The organism is Streptacidiphilus fuscans, from assembly GCF_015690355.1.
In the GTDB taxonomy this organism is placed as follows: Bacteria; Actinomycetota; Actinomycetes; order Streptomycetales; family Streptomycetaceae; genus Streptacidiphilus; species Streptacidiphilus fuscans.
On record NZ_JADPRT010000010.1, the window covers coordinates 257,049 to 280,782 of the forward strand.

Here is a 23,734-nt window from a genome sequence, read left to right on the forward strand (position 1 = left end):
GGAGCAACTGAAACCATGGCGGTCTCAGTAACACTGCCCGCACTCGGCGAGAGCGTGACCGAGGGCACCGTCACCCGTTGGCTCAAGGCCGAGGGCGAGCGCGTCGAGGTCGACGAGCCGCTGCTCGAGGTCTCCACCGACAAGGTCGACACCGAGATCCCGGCGCCCGCCTCCGGCATCCTGGCCTCGATCAAGGTCGGCGAGGACGAGACGGTCGAGGTCGGCTCCGAGCTGGCCATCATCGACGACGGCACCGGCGCCCCGGTCCCGGCCGCCGCGCCTGCCGCTGCCGCCGCGCCCGCCGCCCCGGCTCCGGTCGAGACCCCGGCCCCCGCGCCGGTCGCCGCCGCGCCCGCTCCGGTGGCCCCGGCCGCCCCCGCCGGTGGTGCCACCGGCACCGACGTCACCCTGCCCGCGCTGGGCGAGTCCGTGACCGAGGGCACCGTCACCCGCTGGCTCAAGTCGGTCGGCGACACCATCGCCGTCGACGAGCCGCTGCTCGAGGTCTCCACCGACAAGGTCGACACCGAGATCCCGGCCCCGGTCGGCGGTGTGCTGCTGGAGATCCTGGTCGCCGAGGACGAGACCGCCGAGGTCGGCGCCCGTCTGGCCGTCATCGGCGCCCCGGGCGCTGCCCCGGCTCCGGCCGCCCCCGCTGCTCCGGCCGCCCCGGCTGCCGCTCCGGCTCCGGTCGCCGCGCCCGCCCCGGTCGCGCCGGCTGCTCCGGTGGCCCCGGCTCCGGTCGCCGCTCCGGCTCCGGTGGCTCCGGCCCCCCTCGCCGCTCCGGTCCCGGCCGCCCCGGTCGCGGCTCCGGTCGCCGCTGCGCCGGTCGCTGCCGCTCCTGCCGCGGAGGCGTCCGACGCCTACGTGACCCCGCTGGTCCGCAAGCTCGCCGCCGAGAACGGCATCGACCTGAACGCGGTCAAGGGCACCGGCGTCGGTGGCCGCATCCGCAAGCAGGACGTGCTGGCCGCCGCCGAGGCCGCCCGCTCCGCCGCGTCGGCTTCCGCCGCCCCGGCCGCGTCCGGCGCCCGCAAGGCCCCGACGACGATCGCCGCCGCGTCCCCGCTGCGCGGTCAGACCGTCAAGATGACCCGCATGCGCAAGGTCATCGCCGACAACATGGTCAAGGCGCTGCAGACCGCCGCGCAGCTGACCACGGTCGTCGAGGTCGACGTCACCAACATCATGCGTCTGCGCGAGCAGGCCAAGGGCGCGTTCGCCGCCCGTGAGGGCGTCAAGCTCTCGCCGATGCCGTTCTTCGTGAAGGCCGCCGCCGAGGCGCTCAAGGCGCACCCGGTCGTCAACGCCTCCATCAACGACGACGACACCATCACGTACCACGCGGTCGAGAACATCGGCATCGCGGTCGACACCGAGCGTGGCCTGATGGTCCCGGTCATCCACGACGCGGGCGACCTCAACATCGCCGGCATCGCCAAGAAGACCGCCGACCTGGCCGCCCGCACCCGCGACAGCAAGGTCACCCCGGACGAGCTGTCCGGCGGCACCTTCACCGTCACCAACACTGGCTCGCGCGGCGCGCTGTTCGACACCCCGATCTTCACGCCGCCGCAGGTCGCGATCCTCGGCATCGGCGCGACGGTCAAGCGCCCGGTCGTCATGGAGACCGAGGAGCTGGGCACCACCATCGCCGTCCGCGACATGGTGTACCTGGCCCTCTCCTACGACCACCGGATCGTGGACGGCGCCGACGCCGCCCGCTTCCTGGGCACGCTCAAGGCCCGTCTCGAGGAGGGCGCGTTCGAGGGCGACCTCGGGCTGTGATCCACTCCGCCTGACGACAGTCGTCCTTCGACGGCTCGACTCTCAGCGGTAGCCGCCGTGGGCCCCGCTCCCCTTTTCCGGGAGGCGGGGCCCACGGCGTTTCGCGTGCGGTCCGGGCTGCCGACCGCGATGCTGGTGGACGTGATGGACGAGACGGACTTCTGGCTCCTGATCGACGAGACCCGGGACGCGTCCCAGGGCGATCCCGTCGACCATGCCGACATGCTGGTCGAACGCCTCGTCGAGCGGACGCCCGACGAGGTGCTCGACTTCTCCCGGCTCTTCGAGGCGCGGATGTCGCGGGCCTGGCGGACCGACCTGTGGGGCGCCGCCGACCTGCTGCTGGGCGGCGCGGGCGAGGACGCCTTCGAGTTCTTCTGCGCCTGGCTGATCGGCCAGGGCCGCGAGGTCTTCGAGGGCGCGCTGGCCGACCCCGACGAGCTGGCCGACCTGCTCCCCGACTTCGACGAGGACGAGGACGGCGACGCCGAGGAGCTCGGCTACGCCGGCGACCGCGCCTACGAGCAGCTCACCGGGCTGCACATCCCTGACCTCGGCCGTCGCACCAACGACCCCGTCGGCGCCGACTTCGACTTCGACGACGTCCGGGTCATGGAACAGCGGTACCCGCGCCTGTGGGAGCGGTACGGGGGCTGAGCAGGGCCGCAAGCTCCGCGGCGTCGGGCGGGTTGGCGCCCGCGCGGGAGACGGTGATCGCGGCGGCCGCGGTCGCCACGTCGAGCAGTGCGGTCAGCGCCGCGGTGTCGAGCGCGGCGAGGTTCTGTGCGGCGAGGTTCTGTGCAGCATGGTTCTGTTCGGTGTGGTCCAGTTCGGCATGGCCTGGTTCGGCCCTGTGCAGGCCGTGCAGGACCGCCGCCATGAACGCGTCCCCCGCACCGACCGTGTCCACCACCGTCGTCGGTCGGGCCGGAGCGGCGACGACCTGCTCGCCCGCATACGCCACCGCGCCCGCCGCGCCGCGGGTGACGATCACGAGCTGCGCGCCCGCCGCCGTCCAGCGTGCCGCCACCTCGGCCTCGGTGGCATCCGGGTAGAGCCAGGCCAGGTCCTCGTCGCTCGCCTTCACCACGTGCGCCGCCGCCACGCAGCGCTCGACGCGGGTCAGCGCCGCGTCCCGGTCGCCCATCAGCGTGGGCCTGACGTTCGGGTCGTAGCTGACCACGGCCCCACCCCCGCGCAGGGACCGGACCAGCGCCAGGGCGGCGTCCGCGCCCGGTTCCGCGACGGAGGCGATCGAGCCCAGGTGCACGTGGCGCGGCGGTCCGGGCAGGGCGGCCAGCAGGGCCTCCGGGTCGACCGGCCGCAGCGTCCAGGCGATGTCGAAGGCGTACGAAGCGCGACCCGCCTCGTCCAACGAGACGACGGCTGACGGCGTGTCAACATCCGTCCGCCCGCCGTCCAGCAGCATGACGCCCGCCGAGGTGAGATGGGCGCGGATCAGGTCGCCGAGCGGGTCCGCGCCGAGCTGGGTCAGCAGCGCCGGGCGGTGGCCGAGGCGGCCCAGCCCGTAGGCGACGTTGGCCGGGCTGCCGCCGGGATGCACCACGTCCGCCCGCCCCGGGCTCCGGACGATGTCGGCGACGCTCTCGCCGACCACCAGAAAGCCTCCCGCAGCACGGCTCACAGCTCGATCCCCATCAGCACGTCGTCGACATAGCCGCCCGCCAGCAGGAACTCGCCCGGCTGGACCCCGGTCACGGTGAAGCCGGCCTTCTCGTAGAGCGACCGGGCCACCGTGTTGTCGCCCAGGACCCGCAGCGTCACCCGTCGGGCGCCCTCCGCGCGGGCCTTGAGCAGGGCGGCGTCGAGCAGGCGGCGGCCGAGCCCGTGCCCGCGCGCCTCGGGGGCGACCAACAGCCCCTGGATCGACCGGATGTGGGCGTTGGTGGCCAGCGGCGTCGGCGGCAGCACCCGCACCCAGCCGACGATCCGGCCGTCGAGCTCCGCGACCAGCATGTGCTCCGGCTGGTGCCGCTCGTCACGGAACGCCGTGCTGTCCGGCCGCGGCAGGTCCGGACGCTCGGAGACTTCGGACTCCGGCGACCAGCAGCGGTACTCCAGCGCGTACACCTCGTACCCGTCGGCCGCCACCGCCGGACGGAGGACGAGACGGGCGGTGACGCGGTTGCCGTTCGCCTCGGTGCCTTCGGCCGCGTTGCCGTCAGCCCCGTCGCGGTCAGCCGCGTTGCCGTCAGGCGTGCTGCTGGCAGGCATGCTGCTGTCAGGCGTGTCGCTGTCAGCCGTGTTGCTGTCAGCCGTGTCGCCTGCGAATTCTCCGGTGCCCATGGCGGGAGCCTACGCGGTCCTTACCTGCGCGCCTGATTGAATGTCGGCATGCGCATCGCGGTCACCGGCTCGACCGGGCTCATCGGCTCCGCACTCGTCCGCTCGCTGCTGGACGACGGACACGAGGTGGTCCGCCTCGTCCGGCGAGAGCCGCAGGAGCGGGCCGACGGCAGCGTCGAGGTCCGGTGGAACCCACCCCTGCGCGCGATCGACCGTCAGGGCCTGGTCGGCGTCGACGCGGCCGTCCATCTGGCCGGCGCCGGGGTCGGCGACCAGCGCTGGACCGCGTCCTACAAGCGCAAGATCCACGACAGCCGGATCCTCGGCACCGCGACCCTCGCCGACGCCCTGGCCGGGCTGCCGCAGCCGCCTCGCGTGCTGGTCTCCGGCTCCGCCGTCGGTTACTACGGCCAGACGGGTGATGCCGTCATCGACGAGTCGGCGCCGGCCGGCGGGGACTTCCTGGCCCGGGTCTGCGTCGAGTGGGAGGCCGCCACCGCGCCCGCCGCCGACGCCGGGATCCGGGTCGCCCACGCCCGCACCGGGCTGGTCGTGGGCAGCGGCGGCGGGGCGTTCGCCCGGCTGTTCCCACTGTTCAAGCTGGGCCTCGGCGGACGGCTCGGCGACGGTCGGCAGTACTGGAGCTTCATCTCGCTGCGCGACCAGGTGGCGGCGTTGCGCCATCTGATCGACACCCAGGGCTTGTCCGGCGCGTTCAACCTGACCGCCCCCGTCCCGGTCACCAACGCCGAGGTGACGGCGGCGCTGGGCCGGGTGCTGCGCCACCCCACGGTCTTCGCGGTGCCGGAGTTCGCCCTCAAGGCGGCGCTCGGCGAGATGGCGGTCGAGGTGGTGGGCAGTCACCGCTGCGTCCCCACCCGGCTGTTGGACTCGGGCTTCCGCTTCGCCCACACCACCGTCGACCAGGCGATCCAGGCCGCGTTGTAGGCCGCGTCGTATGCCACGCTGTGGGCCACGCTCTAGATGGCGACCCCACGGCCTACACCTCGCGCAGGCGTCCCGCGCCCGGGCGCAGGTAGACCGCCCAGGTCACCACGAAGCAGACGGCATAGGCGACCAGGAAGGCGAGATACGCGGCGTCGCCGTTCCTGCTGTCCAGAAACGCCTGCCGGAAGGCCAGGTTGACCAGCACCCCGCCGAACGCGCCGATCGCGCCCGCCAGTCCGATCAGCGCCGACGCACGACGCCGGGAGTCGGTCTCCGCCGTGACCGGGTCCGCCCCCGCCGCCACTGCCTCGTCCGCCCTGACCCGGAAGATGGCCGGGATCATCTTGTACGTCGAGCCGTTGCCGAGTCCGCTCAGCACGAAGAGGACCACGAAGCCGGTGACGAAGAGCGGCAACGACCGCTGCGCCGAAGCCAGCAGCACCACCCCCGCCCCCGCCGCCATCGCGGCGAAGTTCCACAGTGTCACGCGCGCCCCGCCGAAGCGGTCGGCCAGCCTCCCGCCGACCGGTCGTACCAGCGAGCCCAACAGCGGTCCGAGGAAGGTCAGGTAGGCCGCGTCGACCGGGGTCGCGAACTGCTGCGGGAACTGCACCTGGAGCACCTGCCCGAAGGCGAAGCCGAATCCGATGAACGAGCCGAAGCTGCCGATGTAGAGCAGCGACATCACCCAGCTGTGCGGCTCGCGCACGACCTCGCGCAGCGCGCCGCGCCGGCCCTTCACGGCGGCCAGGTTGTCCATCCGCAGCGCCGCGCCCAGGGCTGCCAGCACGATCAGCGGCAGGTAGACCAGCGGCACCAGCCGCGGCTCCCCCGCACCGGCCGTGGCCAGCACCAGCAGCGCGACCAGCTGCACCGCCGGGACGCCGAGGTTGCCGCCGCCCGCGTTGACGCCCAGCGCCCACCCCTTGAGCCGCTGCGGGTAGAAGGCGTTGATGTTGGCCATCGACGACGCGAAGTTGCCGCCGCCGACCCCGGCCACGCAGGCGACCGCCAGCAACGCCCCGTAAGTGACGCCGGGTTGGAGCACGATCCCGGCCAGCACGGTCGGGACGAGCAGCAGCAACGCGCTGAGGACGGTCCAGCTGCGCCCGCCGAACCGCGCCACCGCGTAGCTGTAGGGCAGCCGGAGGAACGCGCCGAGCGCCGTAGGCAGCGCGGTCAGGGTGAACTTGCCCGCCGCGTCGACGTGGTACTGCGGCCCGAGGAAGAGCACCAGCACCGACCAGAGGCTCCACACCGAGAAACCGATGTGCTCCGACAGGACCGAGAAGACCAGGTTCCGCCGGGCGATCCGCGCCCCCGCCTCCTCCCAGAAGCTCAGCTCCTCGGGACGCCAGTCGGTGATGGTGCGCGTCCCTCTGCCGACGGCCCGGCTCGCGGCTCGGCTCGCGGCTTGGCTGTCGGCCCCGCTTTCGGCTGGGGTTCCGACGACCGCGCTGCCGCTCCCGCTCATGCGCCCACTCCCGCCAGCGCGGCGCTGGACGACCCGGCTGCTCCGCGTCGCACCGTGTGCCGCACCGGCCAGAGCCGCAGCACCGCCGGGGCGCCGTCGGGCGTGGTGTCCTCGTCCAGGCAGCGGCCGTCGCGCAGGTCGAAGACCTGCTTGTACATCGGCGAGGCGAGTGTGGGCACCCCGCCGCGACTGCCGAGGAGGCCGCGCGAGAGCACGTACGCGCCGCTGAAGGGGTCACGGTTGTCCACCGCGTACAGCTCGCCCGCCCGGTCCCGGAAGACCGCGATCTGGCGCCCGCTCGCGCTCAGCACGGCCACGCCGCGGCCCGGGGTCAACTCGTCGTACCCGCAGGCCCGGGTCCACGCCGTGCCGTCGAACACCTCCACCGTGCCCGTGTCCGCGCTGCTGCCGTTATACGCGCTGTTGCTCATGCGGTACGCACCTCCAGTTCGGGACCGGCGATCAGCGCCGGGGTGAGGATCCGCCCGTCCTCGCCGGGACGTGCGGGACGGATCTGGCCGCGCTCCGGGACGAAGGTCACGGCCGGGTCGGGCGTGCCGGGGGCGTTGACGAACGAGGCGAACCGCCGCAGCCGCTCGGGGTCCTCCAGTACGGCCGCCCACTCGTCCTGGTACGTGCCGACATGACGGTCCATCAGTTCGTCCAGCTCGGCGCAGATGCCGAGCGAGTCGTCCATCACCACGGCCCGGACGTGCTCCAGGCCGCCCTCGATGCGCTCCAGCCACACCGAGGTCCGCTCCAGCCGGTCGGCGGTGCGGATGTAGAACATCAGGAACCGGTCGATGGTGCGCAGCAGCGTCTCCCGGTCCAGGTCGGCTGCCAGCAGGTCGGCATGACGGGGCGTCATACCTCCGTTGCCGCCCACGTACAGGTTCCAGCCGGAGGAGGTGGCGATGACGCCGAAGTCCTTGCCCTGCGCCTCCGCGCACTCGCGGGCGCAGCCGGAGACCGCTGCCTTGAGCTTGTGCGGGGAGCGCAACCCCCGGTAGCGCAGCTCCAGTTCGATCGCCAGGCCGACCGAGTCCTGGACGCCGAAGCGGCACCAGGTCTCCCCGACACAGGACTTCACGGTGCGCAGCGACTTGCCGTACGCGTGCCCCGACTCGAAGCCCGCGTCCACCAGTCGCCGCCAGATCGGCGGCAGTTGGTCGACGCTGGCGCCGAAGAGGTCGATCCGCTGGCCACCGGTGATCTTGGTGTAGAGCCCGAAGTCGCGGGCGATCTCGCCGATCGCGATCAGGCCGTCGGGCGTGATCTCACCGCCCGGGATGCGCGGCACCACCGAGTACGAGCCGTTGCGCTGCAGGTTGGCCAGGAAGTGGTCGTTGGTGTCCTGCAGCGCGGCCTGCTCACCGTCCAGGATGTGGCCGTTGGCGAGGCTGGCGAGGATGGAGGCGACGGCGGGCTTGCACACGTCGCAGCCCTCACCGGTCCCGTGCCCGTCGATCAGCTCGGCGAACCCGGTGATGCCGGTGACCCGGACGATCTCGTAGAGCTCGGCCCGGCTGTGCGTGAAGTGCTCACACAATCCCTTGTTGACGCTGACGCCCGCGGCCTCCAGCTCGTCGGTGACGATGTTGCCCAGCATCCTCACGCAACTACCGCAGCCGGTACCGGCCTTCGTGCACTTCTTCACCTCGGGCACGGTGGCGCAGTCCTGTTCGTGCACGGCCGCGCGGATCTCGCCCTTGCTGACGTTGTGGCAGGAGCAGATCACCGCCTCGTCCGGCAGCGCCGCCGCACCGCCACTGTTACCCGCCGGGGCCAGTCCGCTCGGCAGCACCAGCTGCTCCGCCGGGGTCGTGAGCGGCTGCCCGCCCATCGCGAGCGGGCGCAGCAGCCCGTAGGAGTCGGTGTCGCCGACCAGCACCCCGCCGAGCAGCTGCCCTTCGCGGCCGATCACCAGCTTCTTGTAGATCCCCGAGCGGCTGTCGCTGTAGAGGACGTCCACCGCGCCGTCGGCAGCGCCGTGCGCGTCGCCGAAGCTGGCCACGTCCACGCCGAGCAGCTTGAGCTTGGTCGAGGTGTCCGCGCCGGTGAAGCCGTGCTCCTCCGCCACGAAGTCAGCGGCGGAGTCTTGCGCGAAGTCAGCCGAGAACTCAGCCCCGAACTCGGCCGCGAGCGAGCGCGCCGCCGTCTCCGCCATCGCGTACCCCGGCGCGACCAGCCCGTAGACCCGGCCGTCGACCGCCTGCGCGCACTCGCCGATGGCGTAGACGTGCGGGTCGCTGGTGCGGCAGCGCTCGTCGACGACGATGCCGCCGCGCTCCCCCACCGGCAGGTCGCACTCCCGGGCCAGCTGGTCACGCGGGCGGACCCCGGCGGAGAAGATCACCAGGTCGGCCGGGAGCTCGCGTCCGTCGGACAGCTCCATCGCCCGGACCCGGCCCGAGTCGTCGGTCAGGATCGCCTGCGTGCCGGCCCCCGTGTGGACGTGCACGCCCAGGTCCTCGATCTTGCGGCGCAGCAACCGGCCGCCGCCCTCGTCGACCTGAATCGCCATCAGGCGCGGTGCGAACTCCACGACATGGGTGGTCAGGCCCATCGCGGTCAGCGCACCGGCGGCCTCCAGGCCCAGGAGCCCGCCGCCGACCACGACGCCGATGCGGCCCTGCTGCTCTGCTCCGTCGGTGCCGGCAGCTCCGTCGGTGCCTGCAGCTGCGTCGGCGAGTGTGCCCGCGTCCGCGCGGATCGCCTCCAGGTCCTCGATGGTCCGGTACACGTGGCACCCCGCCGCGTCCTTGCCGGGGACGGGCGGGACGAACGGGTAGGCGCCGGTGGCCAGCACCAGCGCGTCGTAGTGCACGACCTGTCCCGAGGCCGTGGTGACGGTGTGGGCGGCCCGGTCGATCGCGGCCACCGGGTCGCCCAGCCGCAGGTCGATGCCGTGCTCGGCGAGGAAACCGGGCGGGGTGAGCGACAGTTCCTCGGCACTCGTGCCCGAGAAGAACGACGTGAGGTGGACCCGGTCGTAGGCGGGCCGCGGCTCCTCGGCCAGCACGGTGACCCGCCACCGAGCCGCGCCCGGCTGCTCGGCCAGCTCGGTCAGCGCCTCCAGGAAGCGCTGACCGACCATGCCGTGACCGACCAGCACGAGGTCCTTGGGGGGCGTCGGGGAGTTGGTCATCAGGAGGCTCCGTACGTGGTGAGCAGGTGCAGGGGTGGGGTGTCGGGCAGCGGGTCGTCGCGCTCGTAGGCCCGGGTCAGCGCGCCCACGGTGGTCAGGTCGCCGACGAGGATCCCGCCGACCAGCCGGTCGCCGCGGAGGACGAGCTTCTTGTAACTGCCGCGCGTGCCATCGGTGATCCGCAGCACGTCGCGTTCCGTGTGATGGTCGGCGTCGGCGTCCCTGTCGACCTCGCCGTCCGTGTCGACCTCGCCGTCCGTGTCGACGTCGGTGTGCGCCTCGCCGAACGCCGCGTACTCCAGTGGGCCGGCGCTCAGTCGGGCCACTGGCCGGGAGCCGGTGTACACCGCCTCCGGGTCCGCGCCGGAGAGCCGCGCGGCCAGGACGTCGGCCTGCTGCCAGGCCGGTCCGGAGAGTCCGTGGACCACGCCGCGGTGCTCGGCGCAGTCGCCGATCGCATGCACGCCCGGGCGCGTGACCCCGCCGACCCGGGCGGTGAGCGTGTCGTCGACGACGATCCCCGACCCGACGTCCAGCCCGCTGGCGTGGGCCAGCCCCGTGCGCGGTCGGACGCCGCAGGCCAGCACCGTCAGGTCGGTGCCGAGGCGGTATCCGTTGGCCAGCTCCACGGCTCCGCGACCGGCCGAGTCCGAGGTCAACGCGCGGGCGCGGTTGCGCGGGTAGGTCTCGACACCGAGCGTCCGCAGCCGCCCGCGCAGCACCTCCGCCGCTTCGAAGTCGAGTTGACGCTCAATCAGATGCGGTCCCTGGTGCACGATCTCGACCGGCAGCCCGAGCGCGGCCAAGGCCCGCGCCACGCTGACGCCGAGCACGCCGCCGCCGATCACCACGGCCCGCTCCGCCGAGGCGGCCTCCCCCGCCAGCCGGACGCAGTCGGCGAGGCTCCGCAGCGCGTGCACGCCGTCCCGCAGGCCGGACCCGTCCGACCGGCGCAGCCCCCGGATCGGCGGCAGCACCGGGTTGGCCCCGGTCGCGAAGACCAGCTCGTCAAAGGCCTCGACGGAGCCACCGGCCAGCGTCAACTTCCGTGCGTCGAGGTCGACGCCGATCACCTCGCCGCCCAGGCACAGCCGTGCGCCGCCGACCGGCAGCGCGACCGCCTCCGCGTCGTAGCGCCCCGTGAGCACGTCGGCGAGCAGCACCCTGTTGTACGGGGCACGCGGCTCCGCACCGTAGAGGGTCACCTGGGCGGTACCGCCCAGTGCCTGGTAGCGCTCGGCGAACCGGGCCGCTGCCATTCCCGCCCCGATCACGGCGATCTGCTGACGTGCGATGCCAGCCTGCTGGTGGGGGGCGGTCATCACGCGGCCCGTTCGACGCGGACGGCGCAGACCTTGAACTCGGGCATCTTCGACGTGGGATCCAGCGCCGGGTTGGTCAGCGTGTTGGCCCGCCCCGGACCGGCCCAGTGGAACGGCATGAAGACGGTGTCCGGTCTGACGGTCCCGGTGATCCGCGCCGCCGCGACGGCCCGCCCTCGGCGCGAGGTGACCGCGACCAACTCCCCCTCGGCGATCTCCAGACGCGCCGCGACCAGCGGATGCAGCTCGACGAACGGGCCCGGCGCGGCCGAGCTGAGCGCCGCCACCCGACGCGTCTGCGCCCCGCTCTGGTACTGCGCCAGCACCCGTCCGGTGGTCAGGTAGAGCGGGTACTCGTCGTCCGGCTCCTCCGCCGCGGGCCGATGGGTCACGGCCGCGAACCGGGCCCGCCCGTCGGGCGTCGCGAAGGCGTCGAGGAAGAGGCGCGGAGTGCCGGGATGGCGCTCGTCGGGGCAGGGCCAGAAGACGCCGTCCTCGGCCTCGATCCGGGCGTAGTCGATGCCCGCGTAGTCCGCCTGCCCGCCGGCCGAGGCGCGGCGCAACTCGTCGAACACCGTCTCCGGATCGTCGTCGAACCTGCCGCCCATCCTGTGCGTCCGTTGCGTCCCTTGTGGCAGGTAACCGGCGTCGGGTGCTTCGACGGCCTCGCGTGTTTCGACGGCCTCCGGATCGTCAGTCGCGGCGAGCCGCTCGGCCAGCTCGCGCAGGACCCACAGGTCGGATCGCACGCCCTCGGGCGGCGTCAGGGCCTGGCGACGCAGGATGACCCGGCCCTCCAGATTGGTCAGGGTCCCGGTCTCCTCCGCCCACTGCGCCGCCGGGAGTACGACGTCGGCCAGCTGCGCGGTCTCGGAGAGCACCAGGTCGCTGACGACCAGCAGGTCCAACGCCCGTAGCCGCTCTGCCACATGAGCCGCGCGCGGGGCGGAGACCACCGGGTTGGAACCCATGACCAGCAGTGCCCGCACCCCGTCCGGACCGGGCCGGCCGAGGCTGTCCAGCAGCTCGTAGGCGGACCGTCCGGCACGCGGCAGCGACTCAGGCGGCACGCCCCAGACCGCGGCGACGTGCGCCCGTGCGGCCGGGTCCTCGATCGAGCGGTAGCCGGGCAGTTGGTCGGCCTTCTGACCGTGCTCGCGTCCGCCCTGGCCGTTGCCCTGACCGGTCAGGCAGCCGTAGCCGCTGTACCGTCGGCCCGCCTTGCCGGACGCGAGGCAGAGGTTGATCCACGCGCCGACCGTGTCGGTGCCCTTGCTCTGCTGCTCCGGGCCACGCGCGGTCAGCACCATCCCGGTCCTGGCCCGGCCGAAGAGCCCGGCCGCGTCGCGGAGTTGAGCCACCGGGACGCCGGTGATCCGCTCCACCCGCTCCGGCCAGTGCGCCATCGCGGTCTCGCGAGCCGCCTCGAACCCCGTGGTCCGGGTGGCAACGAAGTCGTGGTCCACCATGCCGTCCGCGATCAGCAGGTGCAGCAGCCCGAGAGCCAGTGCCAGATCGGTACCGGGCTGCGGCTGCAGGTGCAGGTCGGCCTGCTCGGCCGTACGGGTACGGCGTGGATCGACGACGATCAACGTGCCGCCGTTCTCCGGCAGTTCGCGGAAGTAGCGCAGCGCGGGCGGCATGGTCTCGGCCGGGTTCGCGCCGACCAGGATCAAGCACTCGGTGTGCGGGATGTCCGCCAGCGGGAACGGCAGTCCCCGGTCCAGCCCGAAGGCCAGCCGTCCGGCTGCCGCCGCCGAGGACATGCAGAACCGGCCGTTGTAGTCGATGTTCGCCGTCCGCAGCGCGATACGGGCGAACTTGCCCAGCTGGTAGGCCTTCTCGTTGGTCAGCCCGCCCCCGCCGAAGACCCCGACCGCGTCCGCGCCGTGCTCGGCCCGTACCGCTGCCAGCCCGCCCGCGACCCGGTCCAGCGCCTCCGCCCAGCTCGCGGCGCGCAGTTCGCCCCGCGCGCCGGGCCCGGCACCCGCGCCGCCCACGCCGCCCACGCCGCCCACGCCGCCCACGCCGCCCACGCCGCCCACGCCACGATCCCTGACGAGCGGGGTGGTCAGTCGGACCGCCGGGTCGAGCAGCGCCGCCGCCGACTGGCCCTTGCCGCACAACGCGCCCCGGTTCACCGGGAACTCCGCACGCTCGCGAACCTCGACCGGCACCCCCGCCGACGCCCGGACGGCGAGCCGCATCCCGCACTGCAGAGAGCAGTACGGGCAGTGGGTGTCGGTGAGTCGCGCATCGCCGAGGAGCTGGGGAGTCATGCCAACGACCTTGACCGGCAGCCGTTACACCGCCGCGTCCCCGGTGTTGCGGCAGCGGTACGCGTCCCTCACGCCGCCCGGGGGACGGGGTGGGACGGCGGACATCTGCGGTAACACACGGGACCGGTTCACTAACGCCCACGTGATGGGCGAGCAACCTCCCGGTAACGCGGGAGCCGGAGTCTTCGTCCATGGGCACTGCACCGCCGCGATCCGAACCACCCCCGCAATCCGAACCACCGCCTCGATCCGAATCGCCGCCCCCTTCCGAGCCACCGCCTCCCTCGGACGGCTTCGCCGGGATGGGTCCGCTGACCGGGTTCACCGTCGGCGTCACCGCCGCGCGCCGACGCGACGAGCTGGTCGCGCTGCTGACGCGGCGTGGCGCGCGCGTGGTCGAGGCCCCAGCGTTGCGGATCCTCCCGCTGGAGGACGACGTGGCGCTGCGGCACGCCACGGAGCAATGCCTGACCGCGCCCCTGGACTACGTCGTGGCCACCACCGGCGTGGGCTGGCGCGGTTGGATGAGCGCCGCCGACGGCTGGGGACGCGGCGCCGAACTCGCCGCCGCCTGCCGCGACGCGGTGGTGCTGACCCGCGGCCCGAAGGCGACCGGAGCGGTCCGCGCCAGCGGCCTGGACGAGGCCTGGTCCCCGACCACCGAGGCCACCGACGAACTGCTGACCTGGCTGCTCGCCCGCCCCCTGGCCGGCCGCCGGATCGCGGTACAGGAGCACGGCCTGCCCCTCGACACGTTCGCCGCCGCGCTGCGTGAGCGTGGCGCGGAGGTGGTCTCCGTCCCCGTCTACCGCTGGGCTCCGCCGGAGGACCCGGCAGCGGTGCGACGCCTGGTCGAGCAGACCGTCCGCCGCGAGATCCACGCGCTGACCTTCACCAGCGCCCCCGCGATCACCGCCTTCCTGGAGACCGCCGCGGCCGAGGGCCTGCGCGAGCTCGCCCTGGAGGCGATGCGCGCGGACGTCCTCTCGCTCTGCGTCGGCCCGGTCTGCGCCAGACCGCTGCTGGAGGCCGACCTGCCGGTGGTCTGGCCCGACCGGGGCCGACTCGGCGCCATGGTCCGCACCCTCACCGAGGTGCTCCCCGCCCGCAGCCGCCGCCACCTCCAACTCGGCGGACGCGAACTGGTGCTGCAGGGCAGCGCCCTGCTCGTCGACGGCGAGAGCCACTGGCTCTCCCCCAAGGGCGCCGCCCTGCTGCGCGCCCTCGCCGAGCGTCCCGGCTGGGTTCTCAGCCGCGCCGAACTGCTCCGCCGCGTCTGGGCCGACTCCGACGCCGACGAGCACGCGGTCGAGGCCGCCGTGGCCCGGCTGCGCGCCGCACTCGGTCCGCACGGCGACCTGGTCCGCACCGTCCCCAAGCGCGGCTACCGCCTGGCGGCCGGATGAGTGCCACAGCCCCGGCCGGCGACGGAGCGGCCCACGGCATACCGGCTCATCGCGTGGCGGCCCACGGCATACCGGCCCCTTCAACGGTTCGCCGTACGCCGACGCTGCTCATCGTCGCTCACGGCACCCGCGATCCGGAGGGCGTCGCCGCGACCGAGGCTCTGGTCGCCCGGGTCCGGGAGCTGCGCCCCGAGCTCTCCGTGGCGTGCTGCTACCTCGACCTGGTCTCCCCGTCGCTGCCCGAGGCACTGGCCCGGCTGCACGGTCCGGTGGTGCTGGTCCCGCTGCTGCTCGGTGCGGGGTACCACGTCCGCGTCGACATCCCTGACGCCGTCGCTGCAGCCCCGAGCCTCGGCGCAGTGCACGTGGCCGACGCGCTCGGCCCGCATCCGCTGTTGGTCGATGCGCTCACCGACCGGCTGGCGGAGGCCGGCTGGCGTTCCGGACACGGCCCGGTGGTGCTCGCCGCCGCCGGATCCACCGACCCGGACGCGAACGCGGACGCCGATGCGATGGCGGCGCTGCTGGGCGAGCGCCATCCGTGCACCACGGTCGTCCCGTCCTACCTCTGCGCCGCGGGCCCGACTCCGGCCGAGGCCGTCTCCGCACTGCGGGCTGCCGGACACGACCGCGTCGCGGTCGCCGAGTATCTGCTCAGCCCCGGCTTCTTCGCCCGGAAGGCCGCACGGTCCGGCGCATGGACCACCTCCGCCCCCTTGGGCCCACACGACGCGATCGCCCAACTGGTCACGCTCCGCTACGACGAGGCCCTCCGTCGCGCGACGACTCGCGGCCGAGCCGGGGGCGTACGGGAGCACATTCGGGGCGCACGCTCACACCCGGGTACCGAGGGGCGCACAACTGCCCCATTCACTCACGGAGCGTGACCGACTCCTGACCGAACGCCAGCTTTGTCGCAAACTCCCTTGTCTGAGTGGGTGCTTGACGGGGCATCACAGGGGGAAGCCCCGGAAGCCAGGCACCCGGAGGGAGCCGTCCGTGCCCGCAGCAGCAACCCCTACCCCCCTGTATCCGCGCCATCGCAGCGCCGACGTCGTGATCGTCGGAGCCGGTCTCGCCGGTCTCGTCGCAGCCGCCAGACTCAGCGCGCACGGACTGTCCGTGACCGTCCTGGAGGCCGCCGACAAGGTCGGCGGCCGCATGGCCGAGCAGGAGCACGACGGCTACCGGCTGGACCACGGCACGCACCTGCTCAACACCGCCTACCCCGAACTGCGCCGCACCCTCGGCCTCGGCGGCCCCGAGGACCTCGAACTGCGCCCACTCAGCCCCGATGTCATGGTCCACAGTGACGGACGGCGCTACCGCGTGGGCGCGCCCACCTCGGCCCGAGCCGCCTTCGGAGCGGCCCGCGCACCGATCGGCCGCCCCTGGGACCGCGCCCGACTCGGCGCCAACCTGGCCCGCCTCGCCGCGACTCCGGTCGACCGGCTGCTGGCCCGCCCCGAACGCACCACCGCCGACGCCCTCCGCGAGCGCGGCATCCCTGCCGCCACCGTGGACGGGTTCCTACGCCCGCTGTTGACCGCCCTGCTCAGCGACCCGGCACTGGGCACCAGCTCCCGGGTCGCCGACCTGGTGCTGCGCGGCTACGCGCGCGGCGGGCTCTGCCTGCCCGCCCGGGGCGTCGGCGCGGTCCCGCTCGCCGTGGCCGAGCGGCTCCCGGCCGGCACCGTCCGGCTGGGCGTGCGGGTCACCGCGATCGCGGCCAACGGCGTCGAGACCGAGCGGCATGGCCGATTCGGCTGCCGCGCCGTGGTCGTGGCCACCGACGCCCGCTCGGCCGGTGAGCTGCTCCCGGGCCTGCACCAGCCCGCGCACCACCCGGTCACGACGTACTACCACGTCGCCGAGACCTCGCCGGTGGCCGAGCCGGTGCTGGTCCTCGACGCCACGCCGGGCGCGCTCGTCTCGCACACCTTGGTACTGAGCGACGTCCACCGCTCCTACGCTCCGAGCGGAGCGCTCGTCGCCTCCACCGTCCTTGGCCGGGCGGCCGAGACACACACGACCGAAGCTGAGGCTGAGGCCGGAAAGGCTGCCGAACCCGAGGTCCGGCGGTCACTCGCCCGTCTCTACGACACCGACACCAGCGGCTGGCGGTTCCTGACGGTCCGCCACTTCGCTGACGCCCTCCCGGCCATGCCGCCGCCGCACGTGTTCCGGCGACCGGTCCGGGTCCTCCACGGGCTCTACGTCTGCGGCGACCACCGTGGCACCAGCACCGTCCAGGGCGCGCTGACCTCCGGCCGCCGTGCCGCCGACGCACTCCTGCGCGACCTGGGACTGCTGCGCTCCCCAGCCACCACACCGGACGAGCTGGCGGCCTGACCGGTCGCCTGACGGCCAGACATGTTCGGACCGGCAGGCGCGTCCTGCCTGTCGGACTCGTCCTGACCGTCAGGCGAGGCCTGCGGTTCGGGCCGCCTCCTCGAAGGCCCGCACCGACGGGTTGCCCCGGTAGGGCGCCAGCCTCCGGGCGAAGTCCCGCAGATACTCCACCGCACGGAGCGAGCGCATCTCGGTGACCCCGCGCAGCGCCTCCGTCGCCGCCGCACACGCCTCGTCCAACTCGCCCAGCCCCAGGCGGGACGTGGCCAGCACGACCCGGCAGAAGACCCGGCTACGGGCGTAGGTCTGCGGGCGCAGCCGCAGCGACCGTTCCGCATGCTGTGCGGCGGGCCGCCACTGCTGCAGGTCCCGGTAGCAGTGCGCGAACTCGTCCGCCAACTGTCCCTCGTCGAAGAACCGGGCCCAGCTGGGCAGTTCGTCACTGCCGTGCGAGGCCTGCAACGCCCGCTCGGCCCGCACCAACGCCGCCGTGCAGGAACGGGCGTCGCCCAGCAGCCCATGGCCGCGCGCCTCCGCCGCGTGCATCAGGGCCTGCACGGCGACCGGCGCTGTGCTGCCCACGCCCTGCTGGGCCACCCTGGCCAGCTGGACCGCCTCGCGGCCATGACCCAGGTAGACCGCCTGCCGACTCATCGTCACCAGGACGTAGCCACCGTAGAGCCGGTCGTTGGCGGCCTGGGCCAGACGGAGCGACTGGACGAAGTAGCGCTGGGCGAGACCGTGCGCGCCGATGTCGTACGAGGTCCATCCAGCCAGTCGGGTCAGATCGGCGACCGCGCCGAAGAGCGCCCGCCCGATGGCCTCGTTGTACCGGCCGCGCAACATCGGCTCGGCCTCGCTCTCCAGGTACCGGATCAGCGCCTGCCGGGCGTGCCCCCCGCCGTAGGCGTTGTCCAGGGCCCGGAACAGGTCCCCGACGGCCCGCACCGCGGCCACGTCTCCGCGGCTGACTCGCTGCAACCCACGGGCCGACCCTGCCGGTGCGGCGGCGGACGCACCCGCAGTCTCGGCTGCACCAGCACCTGCTGCCCCTGTCGCCCCTGCTGCTGCCGACGCAGCCGAGGCTGCTGCCGAAGCGCGGCGGGCCTGTGTGGGGATGCCGGTGCGGCCGAGGTCCTGCGGCGTGTCGCGCGCGACGCGCTCGTCCGTCCGACCGATCAGCCAGTCCCTGCTGGGCACCACCAACCCGGCCGGGGTGAAGGCGATCCGGCGCAGCTCGCTGTGGACTCCGGTGTCCTTACGCCACATGCTGGCGACGATGTCGACCGCCTCGGCCGGGCTCTCGGCGAACTCCAGGCCCGCGTAGACCGGGGCGCAGGCGTCCAGCCCGAGGTCCTGTGCGGTGAGCCGGCGTCCCAATCGACGGGTGAACACCTCGGCGATCAACGCCGGGGTGGCCCCGCGCGGCTGCTGCCCGCGAAGCCAGCGGGTCACCGAGGTCTTGTCGTAGCGCAGGTCCAGGCCGTGCTCGCTGCCGAGCTGGTCCACCCTGCGGGCCAGCCCCGCGTGGGAGAACCCCGCCTCCTCGATCAGGGCCGCCAGCCGCTCGTTGTACTGCAGCCGATCGCTGTTCGCCCCGGTCTGGGCCGCGGCTCCGGCCTGACCGGTACTCCTGGGCCGCCCTGTGGTTCTCGCCTGGCCCGTGCTTCCGCCCTGAGCAGGCGTCTCGGACTGGCCCGTGGCCCCGGACGGCCCGGCCTGGGCAGTTGCACCGGCTGAGGTCGGGCCGGCCGCGGTGGACTCCGGCACCCGTGGAGCGCCGACGCGCAGGGCACGATCCGCGCGGGCGTCGAAGGTCGGTCGATCGGTCACAGGCCGTTGGGGCATGGGGCACACACCTTCCGGGTGCCCGCGCCACGGAGCGCCGCGGGCTCCCTAGGGGAACGGCGTGAATGTAGCGAGCATTTGGGGCTCGTGGCCGGTTCCGGCCGGACAATCGTCCGAACGGGTGAAGGCCATCCCCCCTGGCGGGGACGATGCGGCGCGTGAGGCGACACATCGGTTTACGGCTGAATCACCCCCACGGGCGAGGGTGTCGCACGAGGCACCATGAGCGGCGTGATGCGGGGCGCTCCTCGACGCACGCCGTGACGCGTGCCTAGACGCGTGCCGAGTCGCGCTCGGTGACGCATGCCGTGGCTCACTCCGTGGTGTGCCACCCCACACTCCGGCCCGACTCTGTGGGGCCGTCCCACATGGGACCGCCCACGTCAGCCGCCTACCGTCTCCGCCCATGGAGAGCAGCACCCGCAGCACCATTTCCCGCAGCACCGCTGCCCGCAGCATCGAAGCCGGCAGCGCCTTTCTGACCGGGCGGAAGGCTCTGGTCACCGGCGCGGCCGGAGGTATCGGCCGCGCCTGCGCGTACGCCCTGGCCCAGGCCGGGGCCGACGTGTACGTCGTGGACCGGGCCGCCCAGGCAGCGAAGGCCGTAGCCGCGGAGATCGCGGGGACCGCCCTGGTGGTGGACCTCGCGGACGCCGAGGCCGTGGACGCACTCCCGGACGACGCGGACATCGTCGTCAACAACGCGGGCCTGCAACACGTCGCCCCGGTGCACGAGTTCCCGCCGGAACAGTTCGTCCTGATCCAGAAGGTCATGGTCGAGGCCCCCTTCCGTATCCTCCGCCGGACCCTGCCGCACATGTACGCGACGGGTTGGGGACGGATCGTCAACATCTCCTCCGTCCACGGGCTGCGGGCCAGCGCCTTCAAGTCCGCCTACGTGACCGCCAAGCACGGTCTCGAAGGCCTCAGCAAGGTCGTCGCCCTGGAGGGCGCGCCGCACGGCGTCACCAGCAACTGCGTCAACCCCGGCTACGTGCGCACCGCGCTAGTGGAGGGGCAGATCGCCGACCAGGCCCGTACCCACGGCATCCCCGAGGCCGAGGTCGTCGACCGGATCCTGCTCGACCGCACGGCCGTCAAGCGCCTGATCGAACCCGAGGAGGTAGCCGCCTCGGTGCTCTGGCTCTGCTCCCCCGGCGCCGACTCCGTCACCGGCACCTCCCTCCCGATGGACGGCGGCTGGACCGCCCGCTGACAGCCCTGGCCCCCACAACCCGGACACCCCACGGATCTGCCCCCGACAGCCATCACGCCCAGCAGTCCTGACACCCCCACAGGCTCCCCCCGAACGGAAGGCCCCACCGTCGTGGCAACCGCATCCCCCGCTCCGAGAGCCCTCGCCAGAATCGTCGCCGCCAGCCTCGTCGGTACGACGATCGAGTGGTACGACTACTTCCTCTACGGCTCCGCCGCCGCCCTGGTCTTCGACAAGGTCTTCTTCCCGAACACAGACCCGCTCACCGGCACGCTCCTCTCGTTTCTGACCTACGCGATCGGTTTCGCCGCCCGGCCCGTCGGGGCCCTGGTCTTCGGTCACTACGGCGACCGGATCGGCCGAAAGAAGCTGCTGGTCATCAGCCTGCTGATGATGGGCGTGGCCAGCACCCTGATCGGCTGTGTCCCCGGATACGACACCCTCGGCGTCACCGCGCCGATCCTGCTGACCGTGCTGCGGCTGATCCAGGGCTTCGCCCTCGGCGGCGAGTGGGGCGGAGCCGTGCTGCTGGTCTCCGAGCACGGCGACGCTCGACGGCGGGGTTTCTGGGCCTCGTGGCCCCAGGGCGGCGCTCCCCTCGGCAACCTGCTGGCGGTCGGCGTGCTCTCCCTGATGACCGCGCTGCAGAGCGACGCGTCGTTCGTCGCCTGGGGATGGCGGATCCCGTTCCTGCTGTCCGCACTCCTGGTCGGAGTCGGCCTCTGGATCCGGCTCGGGGTGGAGGAGTCACCACTCTTCCAGGAGGCGCGCCGTCGGGCCGACGCCCGTGACGCGGCCGCCCGCGCCTCCGGCGGTCAGGCCGAACAGCCGCCGCTGATCGCGGTGGTGCGCCACCACTGGCGGGACATCCTCGTCGCCATGGGCGCCCGGATGGCGGAGAACATCACGTACTACGTGATCGTCACCTTTGTTCTGACCTACTGCGTCGACCACCTGGGCCTCGCCAAGCAGACCGCACTCAACGCCGTCCTGATCGGCTCCGCGATCCAGTTCTGCCTGATACCGGTCTTCGGAGCGCTCTCGGACCGAGTCGGCCGCAAGCCGGTCTACCTGGTCGGCGCGATCGGCACCGGCCTGTGGGCCTGGGCGTTCTTCGCCCTGCTGGACACCCGGTCCTTCCCGGCCCTGGTACTCGCGGTGACGGTAGGTCTGATCTTCCACAGTGCGATGTACGCGCCCCAGGCGGCCTTCTTCGCCGAGCTGTTCGCCACCCGGATGCGGTTCTCCGGCGCATCCATCGGCGCCCAGTTCGCCTCCGTCGCAGCGGGCGCGCCGGCTCCACTGATCGCCGTGGCACTGCTGCAGAGCTACCACAGCGGCACACCGATCTCGCTCTACGTCGCCCTCTCGGCGGTCGTCACGGTCATCGCGGTGCTCTGTGCCCGGGAGACCCGCGGCTCCGCGCTGGACGCCGCAGACGGGTCGGCCGACCTGCCGACCGATGTGGCAGCCATCCCGACCTCCTCGTGAAGCCGGCGGCCCTCGTGACACGAACCGTCCCTGCTGCCACGATGGCCCGCACCATGGACGACCAAGCCCGCACCGACCTGGCAGACGCTGTCGATACCGACACCGACACGGACACCGACACCAACGCCGACGCGCCCGCGACGGCCGAGCGGCTGCTCCGGCTGCTCGCCGACGGCGCGTCAGCGGAGGAGCTCGGGGCGGTAGGCGCGGGCTCGCCCGAGGCGGCTGCCCAAGCGCTGCGCGTCCACCGCACGTTGGCCCAGCACCGACGACGCGAGGCCCAACTCACCGCGCTCTTCGACACGGCGACCGACCTGGCCGCCTCGCGGGAGTTGGACGAGGTGCTCCAGGCCATCGTGCGGCGGGCGCGGCTGCTGCTCGGCACCGACCTCGCCTACCTGACCCTCCCGGACGAGGAGGCCGGCGACACCTACATGCGGGTGACCGACGGCTCCGTCTCGCCGCTCTTCCAGACGCTGCGCCTGGAGTTGGGCGAGGGCCTCGGCGGTCTGGTGGCCCAGACCGCGCGCCCCTACGCGACCCCGGACTATCCGACCGACAGCCGGTTCCACCACACCCGCAACATCGACGCCGGAGTGCTCGACGAGGGACTGGTCGGCATTCTGGGCGTTCCCCTGCTGCTGGGGAAGCAGGTGATCGGCGTGCTCTTCGCCGCCGACCGCAGTCCGCGCCCGTTCTCACCGGACGAGGTCGCGCTGCTCTGCACCCTGGCTGCCCATGCGGCGATCGCCATCGACACCGCACGTGCCCTGACTGACACACGCGCCGCACTCGCCGACCTGGCCCAGGCCAACGCGGTGATCCGCGACCACTCCGCGGCCATGCTGCGGGCCGAGGAGGCCCACGACCGGCTCACCGACCTCGTCCTGCGCGGCGGCGAGATAACCGCCGTGGCCGAGGCGGTCTCCACCCTGCTCGGGGGCGGCATCACCGTCCTGGACCCGCAGGGGCGCTCCCTGGTCGGCTCCCCGGTGCCTCCCGGCAGCGCCCGGCAGGTGGCCGAGCAGGTCGGCGAGTCCCGCGCCAGCGGTCGCGCCGTCAAGGCGGAGGATCGCTGGATCTGCGCGGTACTGGCCGGCCAGGAGCTGCTGGGCAGCCTGGTCCTGACGGGCCGTCGGGCCCTGGAGGACGCCGACCGGCGATTGTTCGAGCGGGCCAGTGTGGTCACCGCCCTGCTCCTGCTGCTGCGCCGGTCGGTCGCCGAGGCGGAGAACCGGGTCCGCGGCGAACTGCTGACAGATCTGCTCGACAGCCCGCAGCGCGACCCGGCCGGGCTGATCCAACGCGGCCTGCGGCTGGGCGTCGACCTCCGACAGCCGCACCTGCTGCTCACAGCCCAGGCCGCCGGCCCCGGGACTGTCGCCCAAGCCCGCGGCAAACTGGCAAGCGCCGCCACGCAGTTGCTCTTCGGCAAGGGCGGCATCAGCGCCGAGCACGGAGATGTCGTGGTCCTTCTGGTGCCCACATCCGTGCCCACGTCGGTAGGCACCGCCCCGGGGTCTGCGCCCGGACTCTCACTCAGGCCGGGGTCACCGGGGTCGCCGGGGTCACCGGCTGAGACGGCTTCCGCAGGAGCCTCAGCCGCAGCGGCCCAGCTCTCGCAGCTGACCTCCCTCCGCGTCACTGTCGGCGCGGCAGGCCCAGCCTGCGGGGTCACCGAGTTGGCCACCGCCCATGCCGAGGCCGTGCGCACGCTCCGTGCACTCCGCGCCCTGGGCCGCGAGGGGGACGGCGCCTGCGCGGCGGACCTGGGCTTCCTGGGGGTGCTCCTCGGGGACGGCCACGACGTGGGCGGCTTCGTCCGCGAGACCCTCGGCCCGCTTCTGGCCTACGACGAGCGCCGGGGCACCGAGTTGGTGCGGACCCTCGACGCCTACTTCGCCTGCGGTGGCAGCCTCACCCGGGCGAAGGACGCGCTGCACGTCCATGTGAACACCGTGGTGCAGCGCCTGGACCGTGTGGAGGCCCTCCTCGGCCGGGACTGGAACTCCCCCGAGCGCGCACTTGAGCTCCAACTCGCCCTGCGTCTCCATCTTCTGACGGAGTGAATCTGACGCAACGAAACCGAGGGGGATTGGCTACATCGCCCGCGTAGCCCCTCCATCCAATGCCGTCCAATCCCGCAGTACTTACA

The 23,734-nt window shown here is 73.2% G+C and carries 17 protein-coding genes; 9 read left to right on the forward strand and 8 right to left on the reverse strand.

Going from position 1 to position 23,734, the window contains the following annotated elements:
- The first annotated feature begins 15 nt into the window (after positions 1-15).
- On the forward strand, positions 16-1,788 hold the full coding sequence (gene sucB, locus I2501_RS24025) for a 2-oxoglutarate dehydrogenase, E2 component, dihydrolipoamide succinyltransferase (RefSeq protein ID WP_196196244.1): 1,773 nt from the start codon (positions 16-18) through the stop codon (positions 1,786-1,788).
- 144 nt (positions 1,789-1,932) lie between these two features.
- Positions 1,933-2,445, forward strand: a complete 513-nt coding sequence (locus I2501_RS24030; protein WP_196196340.1) for a DUF4240 domain-containing protein — start codon at positions 1,933-1,935, stop codon at positions 2,443-2,445.
- Here the strand turns inward: I2501_RS24030 and I2501_RS24035 are convergent.
- Both I2501_RS24035 and I2501_RS24040 read right to left on the reverse strand, forming a co-directional pair.
- Positions 2,399-3,433, reverse strand: a complete 1,035-nt coding sequence (locus I2501_RS24035) for a carbohydrate kinase family protein (protein WP_196196245.1) — start codon at positions 3,431-3,433, stop codon at positions 2,399-2,401. The two genes, I2501_RS24030 and I2501_RS24035, sit on opposite strands and share 47 nt — an antisense overlap.
- Positions 3,430-4,095, reverse strand: a complete 666-nt coding sequence (locus I2501_RS24040) for a GNAT family N-acetyltransferase (protein WP_328806576.1) — start codon at positions 4,093-4,095, stop codon at positions 3,430-3,432. Before I2501_RS24040 ends, I2501_RS24035 begins: the two co-directional genes overlap by 4 nt.
- A gap of 48 nt (positions 4,096-4,143) precedes the next feature.
- Between I2501_RS24040 and I2501_RS24045 the strand changes: the two genes are divergently transcribed.
- Complete coding sequence (locus I2501_RS24045) at positions 4,144-5,043, forward strand: TIGR01777 family oxidoreductase (protein ID WP_196196246.1); 900 nt, start codon at positions 4,144-4,146, stop codon at positions 5,041-5,043.
- 52 nt (positions 5,044-5,095) lie between these two features.
- On the opposite strand, the gene I2501_RS24050 is transcribed toward I2501_RS24045, so the two are convergent.
- The 5 genes from I2501_RS24050 to I2501_RS24070 are packed head-to-tail and all read right to left on the reverse strand — an operon-like array spanning position 5,096 to position 13,266.
- Positions 5,096-6,517: an MFS transporter gene (locus I2501_RS24050; RefSeq protein ID WP_196196247.1), complete on the reverse strand. Its 1,422-nt coding sequence runs from the start codon at positions 6,515-6,517 to the stop codon at positions 5,096-5,098.
- The gene (gene nirD / locus I2501_RS24055; RefSeq protein WP_196196248.1) at positions 6,514-6,948 is read right to left on the reverse strand and encodes a nitrite reductase small subunit NirD; all 435 of its coding nucleotides are present in this window, start codon (positions 6,946-6,948) and stop codon (positions 6,514-6,516) included. The genes I2501_RS24050 and nirD overlap by 4 nt, the downstream gene beginning before the upstream one ends.
- Positions 6,945-9,665 carry a nitrite reductase large subunit NirB gene (nirB, locus tag I2501_RS24060; RefSeq protein ID WP_196196249.1) on the reverse strand — a complete coding sequence of 907 codons (2,721 nt, stop codon included), beginning with the start codon at positions 9,663-9,665 and terminating at the stop codon, positions 6,945-6,947. The genes nirD and nirB overlap by 4 nt, the downstream gene beginning before the upstream one ends.
- On the reverse strand, positions 9,665-10,987 hold the full coding sequence (locus I2501_RS24065; protein ID WP_196196250.1) for an NAD(P)/FAD-dependent oxidoreductase: 1,323 nt from the start codon (positions 10,985-10,987) through the stop codon (positions 9,665-9,667). Before I2501_RS24065 ends, nirB begins: the two co-directional genes overlap by 1 nt.
- Positions 10,987-13,266, reverse strand: a complete 2,280-nt coding sequence (locus I2501_RS24070) for a molybdopterin oxidoreductase family protein (protein ID WP_196196251.1) — start codon at positions 13,264-13,266, stop codon at positions 10,987-10,989. Before I2501_RS24070 ends, I2501_RS24065 begins: the two co-directional genes overlap by 1 nt.
- 302 nt (positions 13,267-13,568) lie before the next feature.
- Between I2501_RS24070 and I2501_RS24075 the strand changes: the two genes are divergently transcribed.
- The 3 genes from I2501_RS24075 (at position 13,569) to I2501_RS24085 (ending at position 17,024) form a co-directional block, all read left to right on the forward strand.
- Complete coding sequence (locus I2501_RS24075; protein WP_196196252.1) at positions 13,569-14,672, forward strand: uroporphyrinogen-III synthase; 1,104 nt, start codon at positions 13,569-13,571, stop codon at positions 14,670-14,672.
- On the forward strand, positions 14,669-15,559 hold the full coding sequence (locus I2501_RS24080) for a sirohydrochlorin chelatase (RefSeq protein ID WP_196196253.1): 891 nt from the start codon (positions 14,669-14,671) through the stop codon (positions 15,557-15,559). The genes I2501_RS24075 and I2501_RS24080 overlap by 4 nt, the downstream gene beginning before the upstream one ends.
- Before the next feature lie 112 nt (positions 15,560-15,671).
- Positions 15,672-17,024: an NAD(P)/FAD-dependent oxidoreductase gene (locus I2501_RS24085; RefSeq protein ID WP_328806577.1), complete on the forward strand. Its 1,353-nt coding sequence runs from the start codon at positions 15,672-15,674 to the stop codon at positions 17,022-17,024.
- A 69-nt stretch (positions 17,025-17,093) separates the two neighbouring features.
- Here the strand turns inward: I2501_RS24085 and I2501_RS24090 are convergent, their stop codons facing one another.
- The gene (locus I2501_RS24090; protein WP_236047055.1) at positions 17,094-18,872 is read right to left on the reverse strand and encodes a regulator; all 1,779 of its coding nucleotides are present in this window, start codon (positions 18,870-18,872) and stop codon (positions 17,094-17,096) included.
- 406 nt (positions 18,873-19,278) lie between these two features.
- Between I2501_RS24090 and I2501_RS24095 the strand changes: the two genes are divergently transcribed.
- From I2501_RS24095 to I2501_RS24105, 3 genes are all read left to right on the forward strand, one after another.
- On the forward strand, positions 19,279-20,088 hold the full coding sequence (locus I2501_RS24095) for a 3-hydroxybutyrate dehydrogenase (protein ID WP_196196254.1): 810 nt from the start codon (positions 19,279-19,281) through the stop codon (positions 20,086-20,088).
- 111 nt (positions 20,089-20,199) lie between these two features.
- On the forward strand, positions 20,200-21,579 hold the full coding sequence (locus I2501_RS24100) for an MFS transporter (protein ID WP_196196255.1): 1,380 nt from the start codon (positions 20,200-20,202) through the stop codon (positions 21,577-21,579).
- Positions 21,580-21,632: 53 nt separating this feature from the next.
- The gene (locus I2501_RS24105; RefSeq protein WP_196196256.1) at positions 21,633-23,648 is read left to right on the forward strand and encodes a helix-turn-helix domain-containing protein; all 2,016 of its coding nucleotides are present in this window, start codon (positions 21,633-21,635) and stop codon (positions 23,646-23,648) included.
- Positions 23,649-23,734: the final 86 nt, after the last annotated feature.